This window comes from Duganella sp. 1224 (assembly GCF_013408245.1).
Classification (GTDB): domain Bacteria; phylum Pseudomonadota; class Gammaproteobacteria; order Burkholderiales; family Burkholderiaceae_D; genus Rugamonas.
Genome location: NZ_JACBYS010000001.1, coordinates 1341975 through 1368446 on the forward strand (window position 1 = coordinate 1341975; position 26472 = coordinate 1368446).

The window sequence follows — 26472 nt, forward strand, 5'->3', positions numbered from 1 at the left end:
CTACATTCAGCCCGTATTCCGCAATGCCTCCAAAGAAATTTGACGTCATCAACCTCGATCCCTTTCCGGCCCGCAGCGGCGGCGCGGCCGAACGCCGCCAGCGCGACCCGGACGCCCTGCGCACCATCGCCGAGGACGCCATCACCGATGCCCGCACCGACAGCGAAATTGCCCGCGAATTCATTAGTCACGGCGAACTGGGCGAAAAATCGATGGCCAATACCCAGAAGGAACTGTTCCGCTTCCTGACCTGGTGCCGGGAGGAGGCCGGCAAAACCCTGCGCCAGCTGACCGTGGCTGACCTCAACAGCTACAAGGAATTTCTCAAGACGCCGCCGGCTGACTGGGTGTCCGCCACCAAGTGGCCGCGCAGCGATCCGCGCTACCGGCCATTCAGCGGTCCGTTGTCCGACGCCAGCCGGCGCCAGGCGATGATCGCCGTCAAAGGCCTGTTTGCCTACGCCACCCACACCGGCTATCTGCGGCGCGACCCGGCGGCGTTGGTCAAGCATGTGAAAACCGTGACCGTCAACCGCATCACGCGCTACCTGACGCCGGACGCGCTGGCGCTCGCGCTCGACGTCGCCAACCGCCGCGAGGCGCCGACGCCAGCCACCGTGCGCCAGCGCGCACGCGACCATTTTCTGCTGACCGCCTACATCCACACCGGCGCCCGCCTCAACGAAATCGTCAGCGCCAACATGGGCGCGCTGTACACCGAGGGCAACGGCCGCTGGTGGCTGGACGTGCTCGGCAAAGGCAACAAGCCGCGCCGCCTGCCGGTGCCGCCCGAGATGCTGGCCGCGTACCGGCACTACCGCGCCGCCTACGGCCTGGCGCCGCACACCGCGCGCAACGACGCCACGCCGCTGGTGCTGTCCAGCCGTGGCGAAGCGATGGCGCGCATCACCGACGAAGCCGCCTCCGACGCGCTTAAAGCGATTTTCGCGGCGGCCGCCGGCGAAGCCGACAGCCTGGGCGACGCCGACATGGGGGCCACCTTGCGCCAGGCGTCCGCGCACTGGCTGCGCCACAGCATGCTGACCAACCACGCCAACAACGGCGTCCAGCTGAAGACGCTGCAGGAAACCGCCGGCCACGCCAGCATCGCCACCACCGCCGCCTACCTGCACAAGACCGACAACGAACGGCATGACGAACTCCTGGCCTCATCGGAACGTACCTCCCCAAATAGCCGGATACGCTAACCCGATCGTATGACTACAGGAAAAGATCGGATCCCTATCATCGACACACCTTTCGATCTGTGGCATCGACATCGACAGAGCAGGGTACTTTCATCTTTATTTACGGAGAGCGTCAATGAACCAAACCACCCAACCTGCGCGCCGCCTGTTCGCCACGGCAGCGCTTGCCCTTGCCGCCTCGCTGGCCATCGCGCCGGGCGCCGCCCACGCGCAGACCGGCGCCGCCGGCCTGGCCACCTTCAAGACCATCAAGCAAATCAAGGCCGGCGACCTGGACGTCGGCTACGTTGACGAAGGCCCGGCCACCGGCCCGGTCGTCATCCTGCTGCACGGCTGGCCGTATGACATCAACAGCTTCATCGACGTCGCGCCGATCCTGGTCAAGGCCGGCTACCGCGTCATCATTCCGCACCTGCGCGGTTTCGGCACCACGCGCTTCCTCAACCCCAAGGCCGTGCGCAACGGCGAACCGGCGGCGCTCGGCGTCGACCTGATCGCGCTGATGGACGCGCTGAAAATCGACAAGGCCACGCTGGCCGGCTATGACTGGGGCGGCCGCACCGCCGACGTGGTCGCCGCGCTGTGGCCGCAACGCGTGACCGGGCTGGTCGCCGTCAGCGGCTACCTGATCGGCAGCCAGGAAGCCGGCAAACAGCCGCTGCCGCCGGCCGCCGAACTGCAATGGTGGTACCAGTTCTATTTTGCGACCGAGCGCGGCCGCCTGGGCTACGAAAAGAACCACCACGATTTCGCCAAGCTGATCTGGAAAACCGCGTCGCCGCAATGGCGCTTCGACGACGCCACCTACGAGCGCAGCGCGGCCTCGCTGGAGAACCCGGACCACGTGGCGGTGACGATCTACAACTACCGCTGGCGCATGGGGCTGGAAAAAGGCGAAGCCAAATACGCCGACCTGGAAGCCAAGCTGGCCAAGCTGCCGAACATCACCGTGCCGACCATCACCATGGAAGGCGACGCCAACGGCGCGCCGCACCCGGACCCGGCAGCGTACGCCGCCAAGTTCACCGGCAAGTACAAGCATATCCAGGTGCCGGGCGGCGTCGGCCATAATCTGCCGCAGGAAGCACCCAAGGTATTCGCCGACGCCATCATCGCGGTCGGCAAGCTCTGACCTGGATGATGGCTATGGGTGGTTATCGTAACGCGTTACGATAACCACCAAGACAATTCGATAATTTCGCATAATTTATATTATGTAAAATCACCTGTATTCGCCCGCGCCCCGCTTATCGCCCTGTGGCTTTCAAGATCAGATCGGCAATTTCCTGTGGATGCGAAATCAGCGCCAGATGGCTGCCGGCGACTTCAATGGTCTGCGCCCCCATCCGCTTTGCCATGAAGCGCTGCAAGTCCGGATTGATGGTGCGGTCGTTGGTCGACACCGCGTACCAGGTGGGCTTGACCCGCCATGCGGCCTGTGTGGTGCGCGCCGAGAAGATCGATTGCGAAGCCTGTCCCTGCACCGCGTACAGCGTTTTCGCCTTGACTGGATCGAGATCGCCGCCAAAATCATGCAGGAATGCGCTCTCGCTCAGTTGGGCGTAGCCATCCGGCGTTTTGATCAGGCCGGCGCTGGCTGGCGCCGCCGGAAAACGGCCGGCCAGCGCACCGTAGTCTTCGCCGGCGTCCGGCGCCCGCGCCGCCACATACACCAGTGCCGACACCATGGGATCGGTCCCCGCCTGGCTGATGACCATGCCACCGTACGAGTGCGCCACCAGCACGGTGGGACCGTCCTGCAGCGCCAGAATCCGGCGCGTGGCCTCGGCGTCGTCGGCCAGCGACGTCAGCGGATTTTGTACGGCCGTCACGTGCAGCCCGGCCTTTTGCAACAACGGAATGACTTCAGACCAACTGGAGGCGTCCGCGTAGAGGCCGTGCACCAGCACCACGTTATTGGCCTGGACGGTAGCCTTTTGTACCGGCGCGGTTTGTGCGAAGCTCAGGTTGGAGGCAAACAGTGCGGCGACGGCGGCGGCCGTGAATATGCGTCGTTTCATGATAATTTCCTTGTTTGGTGAATGGCGGAATTTACGACTTCCGGATCAATGGATTCAGTATGCCGCGCACCATCTGACAGACGCATGACGCCAATATTACAACCGTGTAATCGGCATAAGCCGGTTTCGCCGCGTCGAATCACCCTCCCCGTTGCCTTGCGGTCAACGTGAATCGTCAGCGGCGTTGGCGGGATGAGTTGGTCACGCCGGCGAACTCCAGTAGCTGCCACATATTGGGCGTGGCATTCGCGCCCGGACAGAATTCGGTCATCCATTCCGACAAGCGCTCTTGAAACACACCGCGCCTGCATGCCCAAGGAAAGCTACGGACCGGACTTCCCCTTTATGACCGCGGCCGAGCGGCTGTCTATGGCGTGCCCGCGCCGACCGCTATTCCGAACTGCGCGACGCCAGTCCTCCGGCGGCGAAAGTCCACAAGATCGTGCGCATGTCGCTGGTCGGCGGCTGAGCGGCTATAGCAGATCGCGCACCAGCAGGCCCAGCGTGCGGACCGCCTGCTCGATCTCCTTCGACCACGGATAGCTGTAGTTGAGACGGATGTAATTGGTGTAGCTGCCGCGTGCCGAGAACATGTGGCCGGGGCCGATGGTGATCTTGCGCTCCAGTGCCAGCGCATACAGCCGCATCGCGTCCACGCCCTGCGGCAGCCCGACCCATAGCACATAGCCGCCCTGCGGCGTGGACACGCTGGTGCCGGCCGGGAAAAAGCGCGTCACTGCCGCCGCCATCATGCGCGCGCGCTGCTCGTAGCCCTTGCGCACTTTGCGCAGATGACGGTCGTAGCCGTCGTTTTGCAGATACTCGGCGATGGCCATCTGCGGCTGCGACGGCGTTGCCAGCGTGTTCAGGAACTTCAGCTTCTCCACCTGCGCCGTGTAACGCCCCGGCAGTGCCCAGCCGATGCGGTAATTGGCCGTCAAGCTCTTGGAGAACGACGAGCAATGCAGCACCAGTCCCTTGGTGTCGTAGGCCTTCAGTGACGTCGGATGGCTGTCACCGTAATACAGCTCGTGGTAGACGTCGTTCTCGATCACCGGAATGTCGTGCTGCGACAGCAGCGCCACCAGCTCGCGCTTGCGCGCGTCCGGCATCTGGAAGCCCAGCGGATTCTGGAAATTCGGCATCACCATGCACGCCGCCACCCGCTGCTGCGACAGGATCGTGCGCAGCGCCTCGATGCTGATGCCGTCGCGCGGATCGGTCGGCACCTCCAGCGCCCGCATGCCCATGCGCTCGATGGCGTGCAGGAAGGCGTAATACGTCGGCGACTCGACCACGATGGTGTCGCCCGGCCGCGCCGCCGCCTGCAGGCACAGGTTGATGGCCTCGGTGGCGCCCACCGTGACGATGATCTCGGACGGATCGACCGCCATGCCATTCTCCATGTGGCGGCGGGCGATCTGGCGTATCAGTTCCGGATTCCCCGGCGGCAGGTCGTCCATCACCGTCCAGTCCTGGTTGCGGCGGGCGATGGCGTTGGCGTACTGGCTGATGCGCGGCCACGGATACGGCGCCGGATCGGGATACGGCGTGCCGAGCGGCACGGCGTTGTGGCTGCGGATGCTGCGCAGCGTCGACAGCACCAGCCGGCTGACATCCACCGCCGACGACAGCACCAGCGGCGCCGGCACCACATCGCGCGCCACCCCGCGCAGCGGCGGCCGCACGAAGTAGCCGGACTGCGGCCGGCTCTCGATCACGCCGCGGCTTTCCAGCAGCGAGTAGGCGCGCAGCACGGTGCTGATGCTGAGGTTGCGGTGCTGGCTGGTCTGGCGTACCGATGGCAGGCGCTCCCCTTCCAGCAGCACACCGCGCTTGACCTGGCCCTCGATGTCGGCCGCGAGTGTTTCGTACAGGTTCATGAAACCAGTATATCCCAGCAGTACAGTCACTGTACTGTACCGCACACTGTACTGCTCGATGACGCTGGTTTCTGTACTCCCAGCATAGCGCGTTGCCGGAGGACACTACCGCTACGCAATAAACGGAGTCCATCATGGCAAACAGCGAAAAAGAAGGGCATGTCGCCCCCTACCCCAACCCGGCCGGCGGCTGGGGCGCACTGAAATACGTCGCACTGAACTTGTACCGCGAGCGCGTCAGCGCCGGCAACCTGAGCACCCTCTTCGCGCAGAACCAGCCAGATGGCTTCGACTGCCCCGGCTGCGCCTGGCCGGACCGCGCCCACACTTCCACCTTTGAGTTCTGCGAGAACGGCGTCAAGGCGGTGGCGGCGGAGGCCACCAGCAAGCGCGTGCGCGCCGATTTCTTCGATCAGTACACCGTCACCGAGCTGCTGCGCCAGTCCGATTACGAGCTGGAGCAGCACGGCCGCCTGACCGAACCGATGGTCTACGACGCCGCCAGCGACAAGTACAAGCCGATCGCCTGGGCCGATGCCTACCGTTTGATAGGGCGCCACCTGTCCACCTTGCAGGACCCGAACCAGGCCGCCTTCTACACCTCCGGCCGCGCCAGCAATGAGGCCGCCTATCTGTACCAGCTGTTCGTGCGCATGTACGGCACCAACAACTTCCCCGACTGTTCCAATATGTGCCACGAGGCCACCAGCCGCGGCCTGCCGCAGACGGTCGGCGTCGGCAAGGGCACGGTCACGCTGGATGACTTTGAACACGCCGACACGCTGCTGCTGTTCGGCCAGAATCCCGCCACCAACCACCCGCGCATGATGGGCGAACTGCGCGAGGCGGCGCGCCGTGGCGCCACCATCGTCTCGATCAATCCGCTGAAGGAGCGCGGCCTGGAACGCTTCCAGGACCCGCAAAGCCCGGCCGAAATGATCACCAACGGCGCCACCCGCATCTCGTCGGTGTTCGTGCAGCCCAAGCTGAGCGGCGACTTCGCGCTGATCAAGGCCATCGCCAAGCGCGTGGTGGAGCTGGATGACCAGGCAGTGGCGGCCGGCCTGCCGCGCGTGCTGGATACCGACTTCATCGCCCAGCACACCATCGGCTTCCACGATTTCGCCCGCGACCTGCGCGACGAAAGCTGGCACGTGCTGGTGGAGGAATCCGGCATCAGCCGCGAGCAGATCGAGGAGCTGTCGCAGCTGTACGCCCGCAGCGAGCGCGTGATCTGCACCTGGGGCATGGGCCTGACCCAGCACAAGAACTCGGTGCAGACGATCCAGATGCTGTCCAACCTGATGATGATGCGCGGGAACATCGGCAAGCGCGGCGCCGGCCTGTGCCCGGTGCGCGGCCACTCCAACGTGCAGGGCGACCGCACGGTCGGCATCGAGGAACAGCCATCGGCGGCCTTCCTCGACCGCCTGAAACAGGTGTATGGCTTCGAGCCGCCGCGCCATCACGGCCTGGACGTGGTCAACACCATCCGCGCCATGCTGGACAAGCGGGTCAAGGTGTTCATCGGCCTCGGCGGCAACTTCGCCATGGCCACGCCGGACACGCCGCTGACCTTCGAAGGCCTGCGCAGCTGCGAGCTGACGGTCCACGTCGCCACCAAGCTGAACCGCAGCCACCTGGTGCACGGCAAGGACGCGCTGATCCTGCCGACGCTGGGCCGCACCGAGATCGACCTGCAAAACGGCGTCGCCCAGGGCGTGACGGTGGAGGACTCGGTCAGCATGGTGCACATCTCGTTCGGCATCAACCAGCCGGCCTCGCCGCAGTTGATGTCGGAGGTGGCCATCGTCGCCAACATCGCCCACGCCACGCTGGGCAGCGCCAGGTTCGACTGGTTGGGCATGGCCGCCAACTATGCGCTGATCCGCGATGAAATCGAAAAAGTGTTCGACGACTTCTACGACTATAACCAGCGCGTGTCCCAGCCCGGTGGCTTCCACTTGAAAGTGGCTTCGCGCGAGCGTGAATGGACCACGCCGAGCGGCAAGGCGCAGTTCCTGCCGCATCCGGTCGACCGCGACACGCCGATCCACCGCGCCCGCGCCCTCCACGGCAAACGCCTGCTGACCATGATGACCACCCGTTCGCATGACCAGTACAACACCACCATCTACGGCCTGGACGACCGTTACCGTGGCGTGTTCGGCCTGCGCCGGGTGATCTTCATCAATCGCGAGGACATCGCCATGCTGGGCTTCAAGCCGGGCGACCGGGTCGACGTCACCGCCGTCTGGCCGGATGGCATCGAGCGCCGCGCCGACAACTTCCTGCTGGTGGAGTACGACATTCCGCGCGGCTGCGTCGGCGCCTACTACCCGGAAACCAATCCGCTGGTGCCGCTGGACAGCGTGGCCGACATCGCCAACACCCCGACCTCGAAGTCGATCCCGGTGCTGCTGCACCCGGCGCAGGGAGGCAGCCATGCATGAGGCCAGCCTGATGCTGTCGCGCGCGCAGTTCGCGCTGACCGCCATCTTCCACATCCTGTGGCCGATCCTGACCATCAGCCTGTCGGCCTTCATTCTGCTGATGGAAGCGCTGTGGGTGCGGCGCGGCGAGATTATCTACTACCACCATGTACGCTACTGGAGCAAGCTGCTGATCCTGAACTTCGCCGTCGGCGTGGTCAGCGGCATCCCGATGGAATTCCAGTTTGGCACCAACTGGGCGCCCTTCTCCACCTTCACCGGCCAGTTCGTCGGCAACATCCTCGGCTTCGAGGGCGCCATGGCCTTCATGCTGGAAGCCGGCTTTATTGGCGTGATGCTGTGGGGCTGGAACAAGGTGCCGCGCGGCGTGCACCTGTTCGCCACGGCGATGGTGGCGCTGGGCTCGACCATCTCGGCGTTCTGGATCATGGTCACCAACTCCTGGATGCAGACCCCGGCCGGCATTGCCGTGCAGGACGGCAAAGTGGTGGTCACCAGCTACTTCGACGCCATTTTCAACCCCGGCATGGGCTTCGGCGTCGGCCACATGTGGCTGGCTTCGCTGGAAACCGGCCTGTGCGTGGTGGCCGGCATCTCGGCCTGGCATTTGTTCCGCCAGCGCCACCCCGAGTTCTTTGCCAAGTCGTTCAAGATGGCGCTGATGATGCTGGTGGTGGTGGCGCCGCTGCAGGTGCTGATCGGCGACGCCAGCGGCGGCGAAGTGTTCGAGCACCAGCCGGCCAAGGGCGCGGCCATCGAAGGCCACTGGGTCACCAATGCGCCAGGCACCGCCGCGCCATGGTCGCTGCTGGCCTGGCCCGACCAGAAGGAACAGCGCAATGACTGGTCGATCGAAGTGCCGGGCGTATTGAGCGTATTGGCCACCCACGACATCCACGGCAAGGTCACCGGCATGCGCGACATTCCCCTGGCCGACCAGCCGCCCGCGCTGCCGCTGCTGTACTACGCCTTCCGCGTGATGGCCGGCGTTGGCTTCGCGCTGGCCCTGCTGGCGGTATGGACCGCGTTCGGCCTGCGCAAGGCGCGCGGCCGCCTGAGCGCCCTGCTGGCGCAACGCAAGCTGTTGCTGGCCTGGGTGCTGTGCATCCCGCTGCCGTACCTCGCGGTCGAATGCGGCTGGATCGTGCGCGAAGTCGGCCGCCAGCCATGGACTGTTTACGGCCTGCTGCGCACCAGCGCCTCGGCCTCCGCTGTGGCGCCGGACGCGGTCATGTCCAGCATCGCCATGTTCATCGTGTTCTACATCGTGCTGCTGACCACCTTCTTCATCTTTGCCCGCAAATGGCAGCGCAACGGCCCCCAATTCGAGGAGATTCCCCATGCATGAGATTCTGACCTATGCCTGGTTCGGGCTGATTTGCCTGATGCTGGCCTTTTACGTGATCACCGACGGCTTCGACCTGGGCGTCGGCATCCTCAGCCTCTTCTCGCGCGAGGAAACCGAGCGTGACCAGATGTTTTTATCGATCGGCCACGTCTGGGACGCCAATGAAACCTGGCTGGTGGTGCTGGGCGGCGCGTTGTTCGGCGCCTTCCCGCTGGCCTACGCCACGCTGATGGAACAACTGTACGTGCCGGTGATGGTGCTGATCGCCAGCCTGATCATGCGCGGCGGCGCCATCGAGTTCCGCCACGCCGCCACTACCAGCCGGCGCGGCTGGGACCTGGTGTTCGGCATCGGCAGCCTGAGCGCGGCCGGCTGCCAGGGCGTGATCCTGGGCGAAGTGATCACCGGCCTGGCGCCGGGCCTGGTGCCGGCAGGCTTTGCCGCTATCAGCGCGGTCGGCGTGATTGCCGGCTACGCGCTGCTCGGTTCGACCTACCTGATCAAGAAGGCGCACGGCGAGCTGGTGACGGCCTCGCGCCGCCACGCGCTGATCTCGCTGCTGCTGTCGTTTGGCGCGGCCGCCGTGCTGACCGCCGGCACCATGCTGTACAGCGACATCGGCCACGGCCGCTGGATGCAGCCGGGCGTGTTCCCGCTGCTGCTGGCGCTGGCGTTGCTGGCGGCCTTCGCCGGCGCCTACGTGGTGTATGCTCTGCACATCGGTTCGGAGCGCGGCCCGTTCCGGGGTGCCATCGGGCTGTTCCTGGCGTCGTTCGCCGGGCTGGGCGTCAGCCTGTTCCCGGACCTGGTGCCGGGCAAGCTGTCGCTGGCGCAGGCCGCGTCGGACAGCGCCACCATGGCCTTCATGCTGTGCGGGATCGCGGTCGTGTTCCCGGTCATGATCGGCTACAACCTGTATCAATACCACGTATTCCGCGGCCGCGTGCAGCTGGAACATTAAGGAGTCGTCATGATCGTCCGCCCTCAGGCAAACTGGTTCCGCATGCTGCTGGTGTGGAATGGCTCGGTGCTGCCGGCCGTGCTGCCGCAGCTGCTGCTGATGCTGCTGGTCAGCCTGGCCGCCTTGTACGAGGACGGACGCGTCGTCGGTCATCACCTGCATCTGGACACGGCGCCATTTTCGCTGCTGGGCGTTAGCCTGGCGATCTTCCTGGCGTTCCGCAACAACGCCAGCTACCAGCGCTACCTGGAAGCGCGCCAGCTGTGGGGCAATATCCTGATCTCGGCGCGGGCGCTGACGGCGCAGGTACTGGCTTATCTGCCGCAAGGTAGCGTCGAGCGCGAAGTGTTTGCCGGCCAGCTGGTGGCCTTCGTGCACCTGTTGCGCCACCAGTTGCGCGGCAGCGACCCGAAGCCGGACCTGGAACGGCTGCTGCCGCCCGATCAGGTGGCCAAGCTCTCGGCCTGCAACTACCGTCCCATCTTCATCCTGCGCGACCTGCGCCGCACGCTGCACGGCGTCACCGAGCGGCTGCCGCAGGGCGGGCAAACCATGTGGATGCTGGACGCCCAGCTCAACCACCTGGGCGAAGCGGTGGGCGGCTGCGAGCGCATCGCCAGCACGCCCATCCCCTACCCTTACGGCGTGCTGCTGCACCGGACCATCTACGCCTACTGCTTCCTGCTGCCGTTTGGGCTGGAGCACGCGATCGGCAACGCCACGCCGCTGATCTCCGTGCTGGTGGCTTACACGCTGTTCGCGCTGGAAGCGATCGCGCAGGAAATCGCCGAACCCTTTGGCACCGCGCCCAACAGCCTGGCGCTGGGCGCCATCAGCCGCACCATCGAGCGTTCGGTGCTGGAACTGTGCGACCTGCCGGTGCCGGCCGAGGCCAAGGCCGACAGCAAGTACCGGCTGCATTAAAGTGATTGCCTTCGCCTGTGAACTCGGGATAAATTAACGCAACGCGTTACTTTAATCCCGGGGAGGCAGACAGGTGGAGCAAGCGGCAGAGGGCAAGAAACGTGGCCGCCCGGTGACGGGCCAGGCGATGAGCAGCGCCGAGCGGCAGAAAGCCTATCGTGACCGCAAGCGCGAGGAGAAGATCGCCATCGCCAATTCCCGTAACGCGTTACAAGAATTGCCGGACGACGGCTCGCCGCGCCGCCTGCTGGCCGAACTGGACCGCGCCCAGCGCGCTGTCGAACGCCTGACGCAGGAAAATCACGATCTGAAAGAGCAGCTCAGGCTGGCGCAGGCGCGGCTGAACGGGGCCTGATCTCAACAATTCCTCCAATTCGCCGGCGCGCGTGCCGCTATGAGCGCAAGCGTACAGTCGGCCATCCGTCACCGGCGTATCTTCCGCCTAAAAGAGGAGATTGCCATGATGCTATGGATCGTTGCGGCCATCGTCGCCGCCACCTTTATACTGTTCGCTTACGCGCCGCTGCGGCGCAGCCTGATCACGCCGCACATCTACGCGCTGTTCAAGCGCATCCTGCCGCCGATGTCCGACACCGAGCGCGACGCGCTGGAAGCCGGCACCACCTGGTGGGATGCGGACCTGTTCTCCGGCCGCCCGGACTGGAACAAATTCATGGAACTCAGGCGTCCCGCCCTCAGCCCCGAGGAGCAGGCCTTCATGGACAACGAAGTGCGCCAGCTGTGCGAGATGGTGGACGATTGGGAAGCCACGCAAGTGTGGCAGGGCCTGCCGGCCGCCGCCTGGCAATTCGCCCGGGACAAGGGCTTCCTCGGCATGATCATCCCCAAGCACTACGGCGGCAAGGCGTTTTCTGCCTATATGCACTCGCAGGTGGTGATGGCGCTGTCCACGCGCTGCTCGGCGCTGGCGGTGCAGGTGATGGTGCCCAATTCGCTTGGCCCGGCCGAGCTGCTGCTGCACTACGGCACCGACCAGCAAAAGGATTACTACCTGCCGCGCCTGGCCAAGGGCGAGGAAATCCCCTGCTTCGCCCTGACCAGCCCTTACGCCGGCTCGGACGCGGCCGCCATTCCGGACACCGGCGTGGTCTGCATGGGCCAGCACGAAGGCCGCGAGGTGCTGGGCCTGCGCATCAGCTGGAACAAGCGCTACATCACGCTGGGCCCGATCGCCACCCTGCTCGGCCTGGCGTTCCGAGTGGTCGACCCAGACCAGCTGCTGCCGCCGGACGCCAAGCCCGGCATCACCTGCGCGCTGATTCCCACCGACCATCCCGGCGTGGTGATCGGCCGCCGCCACTGGCCGCTGAACGCCGTGTTCCAGAACGGCCCCACCAGCGGCAAGGACGTGTTCATCCCGATGGACTGGATCATCGGCGGCCCGAGCCAGATCGGCAAGGGCTGGCGCATGCTGATGGAATGCCTGGCCGCCGGCCGGGCGATTTCGCTGCCGTCGGCCAGCGTCGGCACGGCCAAGCTGGCGGTGCGCGGCACCAGCGCCTATTGCGCCATCCGCCGCCAGTTCAACACCGCCATCGGCAAGTTCGAGGGTGTGCAGGAAGCGCTGGCGCGCATGGGCGCCAACCTGTACATGATGGACGCGGCGCGCCGCCTGTCGGCGCTGGCGGTGGACCTGGGCGAAAAGCCGGCGGTGATTTCCGCCATCGCCAAACACCATGTGACCGAGCGCGGCCGCGCGGTGGTCAATGACGGCATGGATATCCTCGGCGGCAAGGGCATCTGCATGGGGCCGTCCAACTTCCTGGCGCGCGCCTACCAGCAAATCCCCATCGCCATCACCGTGGAAGGCGCGAATATCCTGACGCGCTGCCTGATCATCTTCGGCCAGGGCGCCATCCGCGCCCATCCCTATGTGCTGAAGGAGATGCGCTCCACCGCCGACGCCGACCAGCGCAAGGGCCTGCACGACTTCGACGCCTCCTTCTTCGGCCACATGCGCTTCACCTTCGGCAACGCCGTGCGAGCGCTGTGGTATGGCCTGACCGGCGCCCTGACCGCGCCGGTGCCGCGCCGCGCCTCGGACGAGATGGGCGTGTATTACCGCGCCGTCGGCCGCCTGTCGACCGCGTTCGCGCTGCTGACCGACCTGTCGATGTTCACGCTGGGCGGCGACCTGAAGCGGCGCGAACGCATCTCGGCGCGGCTGGGCGACGTGCTGTCGATGCTGTACCTGATCAGCGCCACGCTGAAGCGCTACGAGGACGACGGCCACCACGAGGCGGACGCCGCCTACGTGCACTGGTCGGTGCGGGACGCGCTGGTCAAGGCCCAGGCCGCGCTGGACGGCGTGCTGGACAACTTCCCCAACCGCCCCGCCGCCTGGCTGGCGCGCCTGCTGGTGTTCCCGTTCGGGCTGCCCTACACGGCGCCGTCCGACCGCCTCGGCGCCGAGGTGGCCGCCGCCATGCAGACCCACGGCGACGCCCGCGAGCGACTGCTGGCCGGCGGCTACCTGGCCGACGATCTGCGCGATCCGGTGGCGTGCGGCGAGCTGGCGTTTGCGCTATTGCACATGGTCGATGGCATCGAGCACCGCCTCAAGCCGGCCATCAAGTCCGGCGAGCTGCCGCCGATTCCGCAAAGCCTGCCCGATATGGAAGGCTGGATCGCCGACGCCGCGGCCAAGGGACTGATGACGCCGGAGGAACGCCGCGCGATGTCGGACTTTGCCCGCTACACCGATCTGTCGGTGCACGTGGACGACTTCCCGCCCGACCTCAACGCCGCGGCCGACGCCGAGCAGCGGCGCCGCATGTCGTCGCCCCAGCCAGTGCCGGCCGAGGCGTAAAAATAGTTCTTTAGAAGTGCATCCAGAACGGCGGATGGTGCGTAAGTGACGTTAAACCGTCAAACCATCCGCTGTTCACCCTATGGATACACCCGATTTTCGCCGCTGGCTGCTCCCCGCGCTGCTGATGCTGGCCCTGCCGGCGCAGGCACAGCGGGCCTTGCTGTCCCACGCCGAAACGTCGGCCAAACTGATCCGCAAGAATACCGTCTACGACGCCCCGCCCGGCGCCAGCCTGCTGCCGGGCGATATCGTCGCTGCCGGCCAGCGCGGCCTGCAAATCGAATGGTCGAATGGCGCGCTGATGGCGCTCGGGCCGGACAGCAGCGTCGTGCTGGAGAACAATCCGGGCACGCCGGCGGTCAGCCTGCTGCGCGGCTGGTTCAAGCTGGCCGCCGTCAAACCGGCCAACAGCCAGTTGAGCGCCACCGCCGGCCAGCTCAGTCTGCGCGCGGATCAGGGCAGCGTCATCGTCCACGTGGCGCCGGACAAGAGCGAGTTGTTCGTCGAACAAGGCAAGCTGCCGCTGACCGAAACCGATCGCGGCGCCATCGACGGGCCGCAGACGGTGGGGCGCGAGCAGTACGCCCTCCGCCGCGGCACGCAGGCTTTGCAGGTCATGCCGCGCGCGCCCAAACTGTTCATCGGCGAGATGCCGCGCGCTTTCTTCGATCCGCTGGTGGCGATCGGCAACCGGGTTCGTCCGGCCGAGTTGGCGCCGGTGCGCGAGGCCAACGCCGCCGATGACCCTGACTGGCGCCCGACCGCCCAGGCGAGCCAGGCCACCGCCGTCTTGCCGGCCATGCCAGTCACCACCACGCCGCCGGCCGCGCCGAAAAAACGCACCAGCCAGGCCATCAACAACACCCTGTTCTGATCCATGAAAAAATCCTCGCTGTTTATCAAATTTAACCTGGTGTTCCTGGTGGTGGCGCTGATCGGCTTTACCGCCGCCAGCGTGGTGACCAACCAGCTACTGGTCAGCAATGCCCGCGACGAAACGCTGGCCAACGCCCGGCTGCTGATGCAGGCGTCCAACGCCGCCGGCAAATACACCGCTGCCCATATCGTGCCGTTGCTGGACAACCGCATGAAGTTCGAGTTCCTGCCCGAAGCGGTGCCCACCTTCGCCGCCATCGAGCACCTGAACGAGTTGCTGAAAGCATATCCCGACTACAGCTACAAGCAGGCCACGCTCAACCCGACCAACCCGCGCAACCGCGCCAATGAGTGGGAAACGCCGCTGGTGAACACGCTACGCGCCCATCCGGCCACGCCGGAACTGGTCGGCGAGCGGCAGACGGCCGGCGGCCCGGCGCTGTACATCGCGCGCCCGATCCGCATCACCGACGCCGCCTGCCTGGCTTGTCACAGCACGCCGGATGCCGCGCCCAAGACCATGCTGGACATTTACGGCAGCGCCAACGGCTTCGGCTGGAAGCTGAATGAAACGGTGGGCGCGCAAATCGTGTCGGTGCCGATGACGGTGCCGCTGCAGCGCGCCCGCACCTTGCTGATCACTTACATGGAGTCGCTGCTCGGCGTGTTCGCCTTTTTGTTCGTGGCGCTGAACGTGACGGTGCACTGGTTCGTCACGCGCCGCATCCGCAAGCTGACGCGCATTGCCGACCAGGTCAGCCTGGGGCAGTTCGACGCGGCCGCCTTCGATATCCGCGACGGCGACGAGCTGGCGCAGCTGTCGCAATCCTTTGACCGCATGCGCACCAGCCTGGTCAGCGCGATGAAGATGCTCGATGAGTGAATTACCCGTTCAGATAGGCAAGTACCGCATCGACGGCCTGCTTGGCCAAGGCGCGATGGGGACGGTGTACCGCGCGCATGATCCGCTGATCGAACGCGCGGTGGCGCTGAAGACGGTGCGGCGCGATCCGGGCGATGCGGAGCAGGCGGTGGAGCTGGTCGAACGCTTTCGCAAGGAGGCGCAGGCGGCCGGCCGCCTGATGCATCCAAACATCGTGGCCGTGTACGAATACGGCGAGGCCGGCGAGCTGGCCTACATCGCCATGGAGTTTGTCGACGGCACACCGCTGTCGGCGCTGCTGGCAGCGCAATCGTGCAGCCTGGCGCAGGCGCTGGCGTGGGGCGGCGAGCTGCTGGCGGCGCTGGCCTATTCGCACGAGCATGGCGTGGTGCATCGGGATATCAAGCCTGCCAATCTGCTGGTCACGCGCGACGGCGGCATCAAGATCAGCGATTTCGGCATCGCCCGGATTGACTCGTCGACGCTGACGCAGACCGGCGCCATGCTGGGAACGCCGAGCTATATGTCGCCCGAGCAGTTTCGCGGCGAGGCCATCGACGGGCGCAGCGATGTGTTTTCCGCCGGCGTGGTGTTGTACCAGCTGTTGACGGGACAGCGGCCGTTTTCCGGCGCCGCCGCCACGGTGATGCAGCAGGTCTTGCATCACACGCCGCCGGCGCCGTCGAGCGTCAACGCCGGCCTGCCGGCGGCGCTGGACGCGGTGCTGATGCGGGCGCTGGAAAAAGACCGCGAGCAGCGCTATGCCTCGGCCCGCGACTTTCAGCTGGCACTCGCAAGCGCGCTACAGCATGCGTCCGATGAGGATGCGACCATCCTGGCGCCCGCACCCCGCATCGAGCGCACGGCAGCGCCCACCTTGGCCGGCACGGCTGGCGGCGCCACGGTCAACTATCCCGCATGGCTGCAACCCGCCCTGCCCGCGCTGGAGGCGGCGCTGACACGCCAGATCGGCCCCATGGCCAAGCTGCTGCTGCGCAAGCTGGCCCCGGCCGCGGCGGATTTCGAGGTGCTCGGACAGCAGTTGCTGCGCCACATCCCGTCGCCGCAGGCCAAGGACAGCTTCCGGCAGCAACTGGCGGAAATCCAGGGCCTGCACCTGCCGGCCGCCAGCGTCGACCTGTCCACCGCCGGTGCCAGCGCCGGCACGGCCACCCTGGCGCCGACGCTGCCCATGCTCGCCCTGGCCAGCATGTTGACGCCAATGCTGGCCAGCGCCATCGGACCCATCGCCAGCATCGTCGTCAAGCGCGCCCTGCGCCAGGCCACCAGTCGCAGCGAGCTGATCAACCTGCTCGCCGGCCAGATCGACGCCCCGGCGGCGCGCGCCCGCTTCCTGGCGCAGGCCGCCAGCAGCTAACGCTATTCAATCTGGATCGCCAGCCCCATGTGGTCGGTCACGGCGGCCACCGCGCTGCCGTTGTTGAACGGCGCCAGCTGCGACCAGTAGCAGACTTTGCTCACCTTGACGGTTGCCGCGTTATACACTGCCACGTCGTATAGCTTGTCGCCCTTGGCATTGGTGCCGCCGACGCTGACGTTGTAGCTGTCGATGGGCACAATCGCGCCGGCGTGCGCATTATTGAACGTCAGCCCGGTGGCCTTGCTGACCACCCTGGGCGTGACGCCGCCGCTGGACTGGTTGGTATCACCCATGATGAGATCGATGGTGCCGCCGCCATTGCGGATGATCGTGCTGGCGATATCCTGGTAAAACTTCACCAGCCGGTCCTCGGTGCTCTGGCCGCCTGCAGGCCGCGCATACGGTTTGGCGGCTGCCACAGTCTGCCGCTGCGCCGCGACACCCCGTACCGCGCCCTGCTTCGGCGGCTTGGGCGACTTCATCAACTTGTTGGGCACGTGGACGAACACCACCACATAGCCAAGATAGCGAATCGCGTACCAGCCCTCGCCCTGGCCCACGCAGTCGGCGTTGGCTCCATTCGCGCAATACACGGTGAAGTTGTTGCAAGCCTTGTCATTGCTGGTGGCGCCGGCCATCTTGCTCACCACATATTCATTCATGCGGCTGAAATCGGCGTGACCGCCATCCAGTTCGCCAAAGGCGGTCACGTCGGGCATCCCCTGCATCTGCCGGAACAGCGCCTGCCGGTTTTGCAGCACCTTGTGCTTCATCATGTCAAAAAAGGTGGTGGTGGCGAAACCCTTGGCAATGGTCCCTTGCGGCGCCGGCGCCACCAGATGGGCGGGCCCCTGCACTGGCAGCTTGTGGCGCTCCGCCGGCGGTCCGTTGGGAATGGCTTGATCCGGCAAGGTGGGAAACACCAGCCGCGACGGCGCCGTGGCGGCGGCAAGATGATCATGCGCCTCGACGGTGAGCGCCTGCGCGGTCAGCGAGTTCAGGTCGTGCACCTTGGAGTTCCCGGCATTGAATGACTGATAGGAGAAAATCGGCATGACGCCCCTCTGTTTTGGTTGGATAATCAGGCCAGCTGGCCCATCGCGGACAACATCTCGCAGAACACCGCCGGCGTCGGCAGCGCCGTGCCGACGCAGCTGACTTCGGCCGGCGGCATGGCGCCAGCGGTCCAGAACAGCGCCCGTCCGCGCATCACGTCGGCACAACGGGGCGCGCGGTGCTGCGGCGCCAACACCGCCAGCGCCGCATCCAGGCCTTCCAGCGAAAAACCGCCTTCGAGGCTGCTCAGCGCCAGTTGTTCGACGGTGGTAAACCAGCCGTCGGCGCGCTTGAACAGTTCGGCCCGCATCGGTTGGCCCGCCGCCATCGGCGCGGCCACCGTCAGCGGGAAGTAGCGGCCGACGCGGTCCACGCCCGGCAGCATCACGCCGGCCATGGCCGCCGCCCCGCACACGCCGGGCGCCAGCGCAAAGCGCCACACCGGACAGTTCAGGTACACCGCCAGCCAGCGCTCGCCCAGCTGCTGCTGGCTATGCAACATGCCGGCCTGCAGCCAGTCGTCCCATCCCCGGACAAAATCGGCCGGCAGGCGGCGCCTGACAAAGTCGCCCTGCGTGGCGACCTTGCCGAAATAGCCGGGCGCCTCGCTCATAGCGTGGCCGGGCAACGGAACTGCTCCATCGCCTCGCGCCGGAATGGATTGATGACACTGCTGGCGGTCAGCTCGTAGACGGCCGGATGGCCGTCCAGCGCGAAGTTCAGGCGGAAGTGTTCGCCCTGCAGCGGCTCGACGGTGGCGCGGTCCAGCAGGTGCAGCCACGCCCAGGGCCCTTCGGTGTGCCAGTCGCCCCGCAGCGCTGGGCTGGCCTCAAACCGCACCTGGCCATTGCCCTTGCCGCTTGGCAGCTGCATCGCCACGGCGCGCGCCGGCTGGCCGGATTGCAGACTCAACGGCTGGCCGTCCACGTCCAGCGTCAGCTGTGACAGGGCGGGATCGGCGTTCAGCAGTTTCAGGTCGAAGCGCAGCGACGGCTGGCGGGCGCCGGCGGCAAACCACATGTCGCGCAGCTTCGCGCCGCGCTGGAACTGGTCCAACGCGTCCTGCGAGATGCCGGCCGGTCCGCCGTTGCCGCGCCAGCGCCATTGCGGGCCGCTCATGTCCACCATGGGCGCCAGGTTGCGGGTGAAAAAGTCGTCCATCAAGCCGCCGGGCGCGAAGAACTTGCCGAAATCGTCGGCCGTGGCGTCGCGCTGGCTGGCGCGCACCAGCGGGTAGCGACCGGCGATGGCATCGCGGCAAAATTGCGCGCTGCTGGCCCACAAGGCGTTGAGGCGCGCGCGCTCGCTGCCCTGGGCCAGGCCGCTGCCGGCGTTGTCGATGTTCTGTAGCAGGGTTTGCAGCGGCGCGGGTTGGCCGTCGGCGCCGCGCTTGAGCCGCGTCAGGGCATCGGCGGCCGGCGCCGGTGCGCCGCTGCGGCGGGCGCTGTCGGCGGCGTCGAAGTACAGCGCCGCATCCTTGATCAGGGCCAGGGTCTGGTCCAGCGGCGTGGGCGCGGCGCCGGTGGCCAGCCGGTGCAGCGCGGCGAAGTGCTGGTCGACCGGATGCAGGGGCGCCGCCTCGGCCGGGGCCGCCTCTTCCGTACCCAGCGCGGCGGCCAGTTGCTTGCGCGCGGCGTTGAACTTGTCGCGCACCAGTTTGTCCACCGTGGCGGAAGCGGCGCCCGGCCGCACGCCTTCCAGCGTGGTCTCGCGGGCAGCCGCCTGCAGCAGCGCGCGCAGCGGTGAGTCGGCGCCCGCCAGTACGTTGGCCACCTGCGCCGCCTGATCGAGGCTGTTCAACGGCACCAGCCGCAGATCGCCCAGGAAGGCGTCCCACTGGCTGATATAGTCGGCAAAATACAGTTGCAGCACCGCCGCCTTCATCTGGTCGAGGCCGCTGGCGGCGGTGCTGGCTTCCTGCCGGTCCAGCACCCAGTTGTCCCTCGCGACGTCAGCCACCGCTTGCCAGGCCAGATCGGCCACCTGGCGGTAACCCGCCACTGTGTACAGGCCGCTGATGCCGCGCGACAGCGGCGCGCTGCTGCTGCGGGCAAACACGCCGGAGCCGTCCCGTCCCAGCGCGCCGTTGACGCTGAAGGCCGGCAGCCGCGTCGTGCCGGCCTGCCGCTTCAGGCGGTTGTACATGCGTTGCGGCAGCGGCATGCTGGCCAGCGTCAACCGGACCTGTGCCACCAGCGCCGCGTCCAGCGCCACCGGCTCGGCCTCGTCCGCCGACTCCAGCAAGGCCGCCGTGTGCGCCAGCAGTTGCTGGCGTTGCGCCTCGGTGGCTTCCGGCAGGCCGCCGCGCCAGTCGAATTCCACCCATGCCTGCACCGACGCCGCATCCAGGTGACGATGATCGCCCAGCATCAGGTAGACGCGCAGCGTTTCGTACAGGAAGTCCTGATTGTTGGCGTCGCCACGGCGCAGCGCATCTTCCATGCTGGCGACGATGCGCGGCAGCAGCGTGCTGCGCAACAGCCGCTGATAGGCGGCGATGGCGCCATCGCCCAGCTTGGCGCCCTGATACAAGCTCATGCGGTTCAGCCACGGTACGCTGTCGTCACGCTCGGCGTAACCGGCCGGCAACGCGCGGGCCGCGTTCAGCAAGGGCAGCACGGCCAGTGCGTTGCCGTTGGCCGGCGTGGCGGCAGCCAGCTGGCGCAAATCGGCCGCCGCCGTCGCGGATTGCGCGATCAGGCGCTGGTTGCGGCCATAGCTGACGGTCAGCGCGAGCGCCAGCAACAGCGCCAGCACACCGGCGGCGGCCATGCCGGCCCACGCCAGCCATCGATGGCGCCGCTCGGCGGCCTGGCCCGGCCCCGCCAGGCCTGCCTCCTTGAAAATCACTTCCCGCAGCAGCCGCGTGATGAAATAGCTGCGACCACTGCCGGCGCCAGCCGTCAGGACCTTGCGGCCCAGGCCAAAGCTGGACGCGAGCGCCGCCATGACCCGGTCGATCGGACTGCCTTCCTGCGTGCCGCTGGTGAAATACACGCCGCGCAGTAGCGCCGGCTGCTTGTAGCGGTTGGCCTCGAAGGCCGTATGCAGGAAGCGTCCCAGCACCTCGCCGATGCCGGCAAACTGCTGCGGGAAGCGGTATAGCAAGGCACGGCGCTGCAAGTCGCGCTCCTGCTGCATGCGCTCCAGCACGCGTGCTTGCAACTGCTTTTCCAGCGCGGCGAATTCACCCGGGAACGCGGCCAGGGCGGCGGCCGGCGAGCCGTCGGCGGCCAGCGCAAACGTCATGCCCCAGACCTGGGCACGTTCGTCGCGGCCCATCGGCTCGAAGAACTCGGCAAATCCTGCCAGCAGGTCGCTCTTGGTGACCACCACGTAGACCGGCAGCGCCAGGCCCAGTTGCTCATGCAGCTCCTCGATGCGGGCGCGGATGGCTTGCGCCTGCGTTTGCCGTCCCGCTTCCCCCTGCTGCAACAGATCCGCCACGCTGATGGCGACGATAACGCCGTTGACGGGACGGCGGCGGCGGTATTTCTTTAGCAGGCCGAGGAAGCCGGTCCAGGCGGCTTTGTCGGCCTCGGCGTGGCTGTCCTGCGTGGTGTAGCGCCCAGCGGTGTCGAGCAGCACGGCTTCGTCGGTAAACCACCAATCGCAGTTGCGGGTGCCGCCAACGCCCCCGATGGCGCCCGCGCCTATTGTGTCGGCCAGCGGAAATTGCAGGCCGGAGTGCGTCAGCGCGGTCGTCTTGCCGCTGCCGGGCGCGCCTACAAACATGTACCAGGGCAGCTGGTACAGATAGTTGCCGCGCATTTTCCAGCCCGGATAGGCTTTGCGCAGCACGGCCAGCGCTTCCCGCATACGTTCGCCCAGCAGCGAGACTTCGGCGGCGGACTCCGCCGCGCCCGGCGCCGGTGCGCTGACGGCGGCGGCCAGTTGCTGATTGCCGCGGCGGGCCTGGTACAGCCGCCACAGCCGCCATGCGGCGACCGTGCCCAGCATCAGCAGGATCAGCGTCCAGCGCGCGGCGGCGCTGGCCAGCGGTTCCTTGCCGTCAAACGCCAGCAGCGGCCCCTCCACCCAGATCAGCAAGGCCATTAACAGCAGGCCGATCGTCAGCAATACCCCAGGCTTCAGCAGCCAGTCGATTAATTTCTTCATAGGCGTTGTTCCGTCATTGTGGCTGCGGCGGCGTCAGGACGACTATTTCGACGCGGCGGTTGCGGGCGCGGTGGGCCTCGCTGTCGTTGGGGACCACCGGCTCGGTGTCGCCGCGCCCCTCGCTGGTGTAGCGGCTGGCGGGACCGGAGCGGTCGGCCAGCAACGCGGCCACGCTGCGCGCGCGGGCGATCGACAGGTCATAGTTGGATCCGAGCCGCGCCGACAGCGCCGGCTTGGTGTTGTCCGTGTGGCCGACCACCAGCACTTTGCCCGGCACCGTGCGCAAGGCGTCGCCGATGCGGATCAGCACCGGCTCCACCTTGCGCAATACGTCGGCGCTGCCGGAGGCGAACACGCCGTCGCCGCGCAGGGTGACGGTGGAGCGGTCGGCGGTGTCGGTCACGCTGACCAGGCCTTCGGCGATTTCCGGCGCCAGGAAACGCGCCATGCGCACAGGCGCCGGCCCCGCCGAGGCTGGCGCGGCGACGGCGCGGGGCGAGGCCAGCCGCAGAGCGCCGAGCTGGGCAAATACCGGATCCGAACCGCGGTTCAACAGCCAGCTATAGCTCAACTGCAGCACCAGCAGCAGCGCGCCGGCCACGGCCGCCATCACCCACAGCGGCACGCGCCGCAACGCCGGCTGCGCCGGCACGCTGCTGCGCCAGTGCGGCGACAGGTCGGCCTCGTATTGACCGCGCTGCTGCTGGATCAGCAACAACAGCCGCTGGCGCAAGGTCGCCAGCTGATCCTGTCCCCGGTCCAGCACGCGGTAGCGCCCTTCCATGCCGAGCGACAGGCACAGGTACATCAGCTCCAGCACATCCAGATGGGCACGCGCATCCTGGCTCAGGCGCTGCAGGATGAGGAAGAATTTTTCGCCGCCCCAGGCTTCGTTGTGGAATGCCACCAGCAGGCTGCGGCTGTTCCACACGCCGCCGCCCCATGGCGTGCTGGCGATGGTCTCATCGAGGAAGGTGCACAGCGCGTAGCGCGCGGCGGCGACGGTTTCGGCGTCGGCATGGGCGGCGCGGGCGGCGGCTTCGAAGGCACGCATCTCCTGCGTCAACCGGGTGCGCAGCAGTTCCATGTCCGGCGGCGTGGTGACGAAGCGCAGCGGCACCACCAGGTCCAGCAAGGTGTTGGCGGCGCGCACCAGCGGATTGAGGCCGTTGCCGTGTAGCTCCACGGCGTCGCCACTGCGCGTGACGGGCGGTACCGGCGGTGGCGCGGTAGGCTTGCGGCCGCCCGGCGTGGGCATCAGCACGGTACGGTCCGGGTCGGCGTCGAGAGAGAGATTGTTCATGGTTTATTGTTGGCGGATGGCCCAGAATTGCAGTTGCAGGCCGGGGAATTCGCCGGCGACATGCATGGCGAAGCCGGCCGAGTTGCGCAGTTGTTGCCAGTAGTCGCTGCCGCGGTCCAGTTCGAAATAGGTATAGCCGGCCAGGAACGGCAGCTGGCGCGGCGCCACCGGCAGCGGCCGCAGCACGATGCCGGGTAGTTGCAGGTTGACCAGGTCGCGGATCGTTTCCACCGAGCCCATCTTCACTTGCGGCGGGAAGCTGGTTCGCACCGCCTCGGGCGGCATTTGCGCTTGCACCGCCAGCACGAAATTCGCCGAGCGCAGCAGTTCCTGGTCCGGCAGCACCGCCACGCGGATGCCGAACTGGCGCTGTTCCAGCGGGATGTGCACCGCGCGCGCGTCCAGCACGGCCGACAGCGCGCGGCGCAGGTCCAGCATCAGCGGCGCGAAGCTGGCCGCCAGCGCGTCGTGACGGTATGGCGGGTAGGACGGCGCGCGCTTGTCGGCCTGGGTGAAGGTGGCCAGTTCGCCGGCCAGCGGCGCCAGCACGCGATACAGTGCTTCCGGATGCAGGCTGCGCGTGGCGGCCAGGTGGGCGATCAGCGGCTGGCTACGGTTGAGCAGTTGCAGCAGCAGGAAGTCGGCGATTTCGGCCGCGCCGTTGGCGCCGGGCTGCGCCAGCCGCGCGGCCAGCGCGTCGCCGCGCTGGGTCAGCAGTCCCAGCAGCTCATCGACAAAGTTGGCCAGCGGCGCGGCGGCGCCGACCTGCAGGGCCGGCGGGCAATAGCTGGTGTCCAGCACCACCTGGCGGTCGGCGCGGCGTTCGACGATGCGGGCCACGCCGAGCGTGGTGTAGGCATCGGCGACCTCGCTTTCCAGGGCCAGCCGCAGGCGTAGCTTGCCGATGCTCATGACGGCGCTGTTGTCGAGGCCATTGCTGTCCCAGGCTTCGTATTCGGCGCTGCGGTGGCGGGCGAAGTTGTCGTGGCTGGGGCGGTCGTCGACTTCGGGCAGGCCGTGGCGGCGAACCGGCAGGGCCAGCACAACGGTGACGTCGCGCGCGTCGGCCGGGATTTCCAGTGGTGGTGGCGGTTCGTCTTCCACCGGCAGGCCGACGGCGGTGCCATCGGGCAGGATGGCGCTGAGGGACTGGATCGCCAGCTTGCCCAGCGCCAGTTGCTGCTGGTCGATTTCCAGCTTCGACACGCCCCAGGCGTAGGGACGCAGCGGGCTGCTGCGGGCGTCCAGCTGGGATTGCAGGTAGCGGTCATGCTGCTGCAAGTGCTGGGGTTGCAGCAGCATGCCTTCGGACCAGATGACTTTACTATTCCATGACATGGGTGGGTCTCGTTCAGATCAGGGTGGAGGTGGGGTCGCTGGCGCGTTGTTCACGCAGTCTGGCGACTTGCTGTTCGTAGGCCAGCGAGAATTTTTCGCCGAACAGGCGTTGCAGGTCTTCGTCGGCGTCGCGCGCCAGTTCGCCGTAGGATTGCACCAGGCGGTCCCACAGACGCGCCTTGCGGGCGGCGGGCAGCAGTTTGTCGATGCGGCCGGGGTCGCTCAAGCGTTGTTCGATGCGGGCCGGATCGAAGCGCTGGACCACGGCGGCCAGTGCGGCGCGCATGCCGGCGATGACGGCCAGTTCGTGGGCTTTGAGGTCGTCGTAGGCGCCTTTGATGGCGTCGACCGGCGGCAGGTAGCCGGGGATCTGGGCGCCCAGCATCTGGGTCAGCGCGGTGTCGACGTCGGGGAAGAATTTCAGCGGGTTGTTGGCGCGCGGGACGATCATGGTCATGTCGATATGGCTTTCGCGCTTGGTGAGGGCGCGGGCCATCAGCACTTCCATGGTGCCGGCGGTGGCCGCGCGCAGCATCTGGCCGAGTTCGCGGGCCAGGGCGTCGGGGGCACGGTTGGTGTGCAGGTTGGGGAGTCCCAGGCCTTCCAGCAGGGCTTGCAGGATGGAGAGCTCGCTGGCGCCGGCAGCGGTGGGCGGCAGCGGTGTGCTGGGTGCGATGTGAGCGTCCAGCATCGCGGGCGCTGGGGCGGCTGCTGGCGGCGCCGCCGGTCGGGCCAGCGCGTGCGCCGGGGCGGCTGCGTACGCCGATGCTGGTGCGTCCGCTGATGCTGGTGCGTCCGCCGATGCTGGTGCGGGCGCGGGCGCTCGTGCTGGTGCGGGCGCGAGTGCTCGTGCTGGTGCGGGCGCGAGTGCGGCCGTCGGTTCGGGCGCGGACGCTGGTGCGCGCGTGGGCGACGGTGCGGGGGGACGTGCGGCGGCGGCCATGGTCGCAACGGCTGGAGATGCTGACGGCGCGGATGGCAAGAAGTCGGCCAGCGGGTCGTAGTCGGCGGGAATCGCTGTGGATGCCGAGGCTGCCGGCCGGGCGCCGGCGCCTGGTGAGCGGTCGGGCGCGAATGTTGGCGTGAGGGCGGGAGTCGGCGCCGCATATGCCGGCGGCATGGTGAAGGCTTGCCATTCTGGCGATAGATGATCGGCCTCGGCGCCACGATAGCGCGGCGCGGCTGACTGCCCTGCTCCGCTGCCGTGTGCTGGCGTGAGGTCGCCAAACAGGTTCAGGCCAAGCGGATCATGCATGTCGGCGCCGTCATGGCGGCTGTCCAGAATGCGTGCCGACGATAGCGCGTCCGACGGCATGCTGGCCGATGGCAGGCTGACAGTCGGCAGGCTGACCGACGAGGGGCTGACCGACGGCGACCTCGCCGACGTGGGCGGCGCCAGCAGCGGCGCAATCGGCTCGGTCGCCTGAATCGGTTCAATCGATGCAATCGGCGACAGCGGCGCCGGTTGTGAAGGCGGCAGCGGCAGCGGCGCGCGCGGTGGCACAAGCATGGTGGCATCGGATTCGACGGCAGCGGGCGGCTGCATCTCTATCGCTGCAAGCAACACATAATCGCCGATCACCAGGCAATCGCCATCGGCCAGCGCAATCTGCGCGCCGGTCCCCAACGGCTGGTCGTTGACGATGGTCGGATTGGCCCCCACATCCGCCAGATAAAACCGCCCATCGCGCCACGTCACCGCCGCATGGCTGCGCGAGATGTACTTGCCCGGATCCTCCAGCACCAGCTGATTGCCCGCTCCCCGTCCCAGCGTACCGCCGCCGATGTCAAACGACGCCTCCAGCGCGCCGGCCAGGGCCTGCTGACGATAACTCTGGCCGCGCAACACCAGCCGTGGATAAGTGATACTCATAACAGTCCCTCG

General features: G+C 67.1%; 19 protein-coding genes. 11 read left to right on the forward strand and 8 right to left on the reverse strand.

Annotated elements, in window-relative coordinates; genetic code table 11:
• Positions 1 to 23: 23 nt before the first annotated feature.
• Together FHW58_RS06080 and FHW58_RS06085 are read left to right on the forward strand one after the other, a co-directional pair.
• Positions 24 to 1208: a tyrosine-type recombinase/integrase gene (locus FHW58_RS06080; RefSeq protein ID WP_179672136.1), complete on the forward strand. Its 1185-nt coding sequence runs from the start codon at positions 24 to 26 to the stop codon at positions 1206 to 1208.
• Positions 1209 to 1323: 115 nt separating this feature from the next.
• Positions 1324 to 2340: an alpha/beta fold hydrolase gene (locus FHW58_RS06085; RefSeq protein WP_179672137.1), complete on the forward strand. Its 1017-nt coding sequence runs from the start codon at positions 1324 to 1326 to the stop codon at positions 2338 to 2340.
• Positions 2341 to 2455: 115 nt separating this feature from the next.
• Here FHW58_RS06085 and FHW58_RS06090 read toward each other — a convergent pair whose 3' ends face one another.
• Both FHW58_RS06090 and FHW58_RS06095 read right to left on the reverse strand, forming a co-directional pair.
• A complete protein-coding gene (locus FHW58_RS06090) occupies positions 2456 to 3229 on the reverse strand; it encodes an alpha/beta fold hydrolase (RefSeq protein WP_179672138.1) in 774 nt (257 codons plus the stop codon).
• Positions 3230 to 3702: 473 nt separating this feature from the next.
• Positions 3703 to 5112 carry a PLP-dependent aminotransferase family protein gene (locus FHW58_RS06095; RefSeq protein ID WP_179672139.1) on the reverse strand — a complete coding sequence of 470 codons (1410 nt, stop codon included), beginning with the start codon at positions 5110 to 5112 and terminating at the stop codon, positions 3703 to 3705.
• 134 nt (positions 5113 to 5246) lie between these two features.
• Between FHW58_RS06095 and FHW58_RS06100 the strand changes: the two genes are divergently transcribed.
• The 9 genes from FHW58_RS06100 to FHW58_RS06140 all read left to right on the forward strand — a co-directional run bounded on the left by FHW58_RS06100 (position 5247) and on the right by FHW58_RS06140 (position 16768).
• The gene (locus tag FHW58_RS06100; protein ID WP_179672140.1) at positions 5247 to 7565 is read left to right on the forward strand and encodes an FdhF/YdeP family oxidoreductase; all 2319 of its coding nucleotides are present in this window, start codon (positions 5247 to 5249) and stop codon (positions 7563 to 7565) included.
• Positions 7558 to 8913, forward strand: coding sequence for a cytochrome ubiquinol oxidase subunit I (locus FHW58_RS06105; protein ID WP_179672141.1), 1356 nt, complete (start codon positions 7558 to 7560; stop codon positions 8911 to 8913). Before FHW58_RS06100 ends, FHW58_RS06105 begins: the two co-directional genes overlap by 8 nt.
• Positions 8906 to 9874, forward strand: a complete 969-nt coding sequence (locus FHW58_RS06110; RefSeq protein ID WP_179672143.1) for a cytochrome d ubiquinol oxidase subunit II — start codon at positions 8906 to 8908, stop codon at positions 9872 to 9874. Before FHW58_RS06105 ends, FHW58_RS06110 begins: the two co-directional genes overlap by 8 nt.
• A 9-nt stretch (positions 9875 to 9883) precedes the next feature.
• Positions 9884 to 10798 carry a bestrophin family protein gene (locus FHW58_RS06115; RefSeq protein ID WP_179672145.1) on the forward strand — a complete coding sequence of 305 codons (915 nt, stop codon included), beginning with the start codon at positions 9884 to 9886 and terminating at the stop codon, positions 10796 to 10798.
• 73 nt (positions 10799 to 10871) lie between these two features.
• The gene (locus FHW58_RS06120; RefSeq protein WP_179672146.1) at positions 10872 to 11153 is read left to right on the forward strand and encodes a hypothetical protein; all 282 of its coding nucleotides are present in this window, start codon (positions 10872 to 10874) and stop codon (positions 11151 to 11153) included.
• A gap of 105 nt (positions 11154 to 11258) precedes the next feature.
• Complete coding sequence (locus FHW58_RS06125) at positions 11259 to 13628, forward strand: acyl-CoA dehydrogenase (RefSeq protein WP_218892628.1); 2370 nt, start codon at positions 11259 to 11261, stop codon at positions 13626 to 13628.
• 82 nt (positions 13629 to 13710) lie between these two features.
• A complete protein-coding gene (locus FHW58_RS06130) occupies positions 13711 to 14505 on the forward strand; it encodes a hypothetical protein (protein ID WP_179672148.1) in 795 nt (264 codons plus the stop codon).
• A gap of 3 nt (positions 14506 to 14508) precedes the next feature.
• Entirely contained in the window at positions 14509 to 15390 is an 882-nt protein-coding gene (locus FHW58_RS06135) for a DUF3365 domain-containing protein (protein ID WP_179672149.1), read from the forward strand.
• Positions 15383 to 16768: a serine/threonine-protein kinase gene (locus FHW58_RS06140; protein WP_179672151.1), complete on the forward strand. Its 1386-nt coding sequence runs from the start codon at positions 15383 to 15385 to the stop codon at positions 16766 to 16768. Before FHW58_RS06135 ends, FHW58_RS06140 begins: the two co-directional genes overlap by 8 nt.
• A 2-nt stretch (positions 16769 to 16770) precedes the next feature.
• Here FHW58_RS06140 and FHW58_RS06145 read toward each other — a convergent pair whose 3' ends face one another.
• The 6 genes from FHW58_RS06145 to tagH are packed head-to-tail and all read right to left on the reverse strand — an operon-like array spanning position 16771 to position 26460.
• Positions 16771 to 17826, reverse strand: a complete 1056-nt coding sequence (locus tag FHW58_RS06145; protein WP_179672152.1) for a hypothetical protein — start codon at positions 17824 to 17826, stop codon at positions 16771 to 16773.
• Positions 17827 to 17852: 26 nt separating this feature from the next.
• Positions 17853 to 18455 carry a type VI secretion system-associated protein TagF gene (tagF, locus tag FHW58_RS06150; RefSeq protein WP_218892629.1) on the reverse strand — a complete coding sequence of 201 codons (603 nt, stop codon included), beginning with the start codon at positions 18453 to 18455 and terminating at the stop codon, positions 17853 to 17855.
• Positions 18437 to 21946, reverse strand: a complete 3510-nt coding sequence (gene tssM / locus FHW58_RS06155; protein ID WP_179672154.1) for a type VI secretion system membrane subunit TssM — start codon at positions 21944 to 21946, stop codon at positions 18437 to 18439. Before tssM ends, tagF begins: the two co-directional genes overlap by 19 nt.
• A 13-nt stretch (positions 21947 to 21959) precedes the next feature.
• Positions 21960 to 23249 (reverse strand): type IVB secretion system protein IcmH/DotU, encoded by a 1290-nt coding sequence (gene icmH, locus FHW58_RS06160; RefSeq protein ID WP_179672155.1) that lies wholly within the window; start codon positions 23247 to 23249, stop codon positions 21960 to 21962.
• Positions 23250 to 23252: 3 nt separating this feature from the next.
• The gene (gene tssK, locus FHW58_RS06165; protein ID WP_179672156.1) at positions 23253 to 24587 is read right to left on the reverse strand and encodes a type VI secretion system baseplate subunit TssK; all 1335 of its coding nucleotides are present in this window, start codon (positions 24585 to 24587) and stop codon (positions 23253 to 23255) included.
• Between the two features lie 13 nt (positions 24588 to 24600).
• Entirely contained in the window at positions 24601 to 26460 is a 1860-nt protein-coding gene (gene tagH, locus FHW58_RS06170; RefSeq protein ID WP_179672158.1) for a type VI secretion system-associated FHA domain protein TagH, read from the reverse strand.
• Between the last annotated feature and the right edge of the window lie 12 nt (positions 26461 to 26472).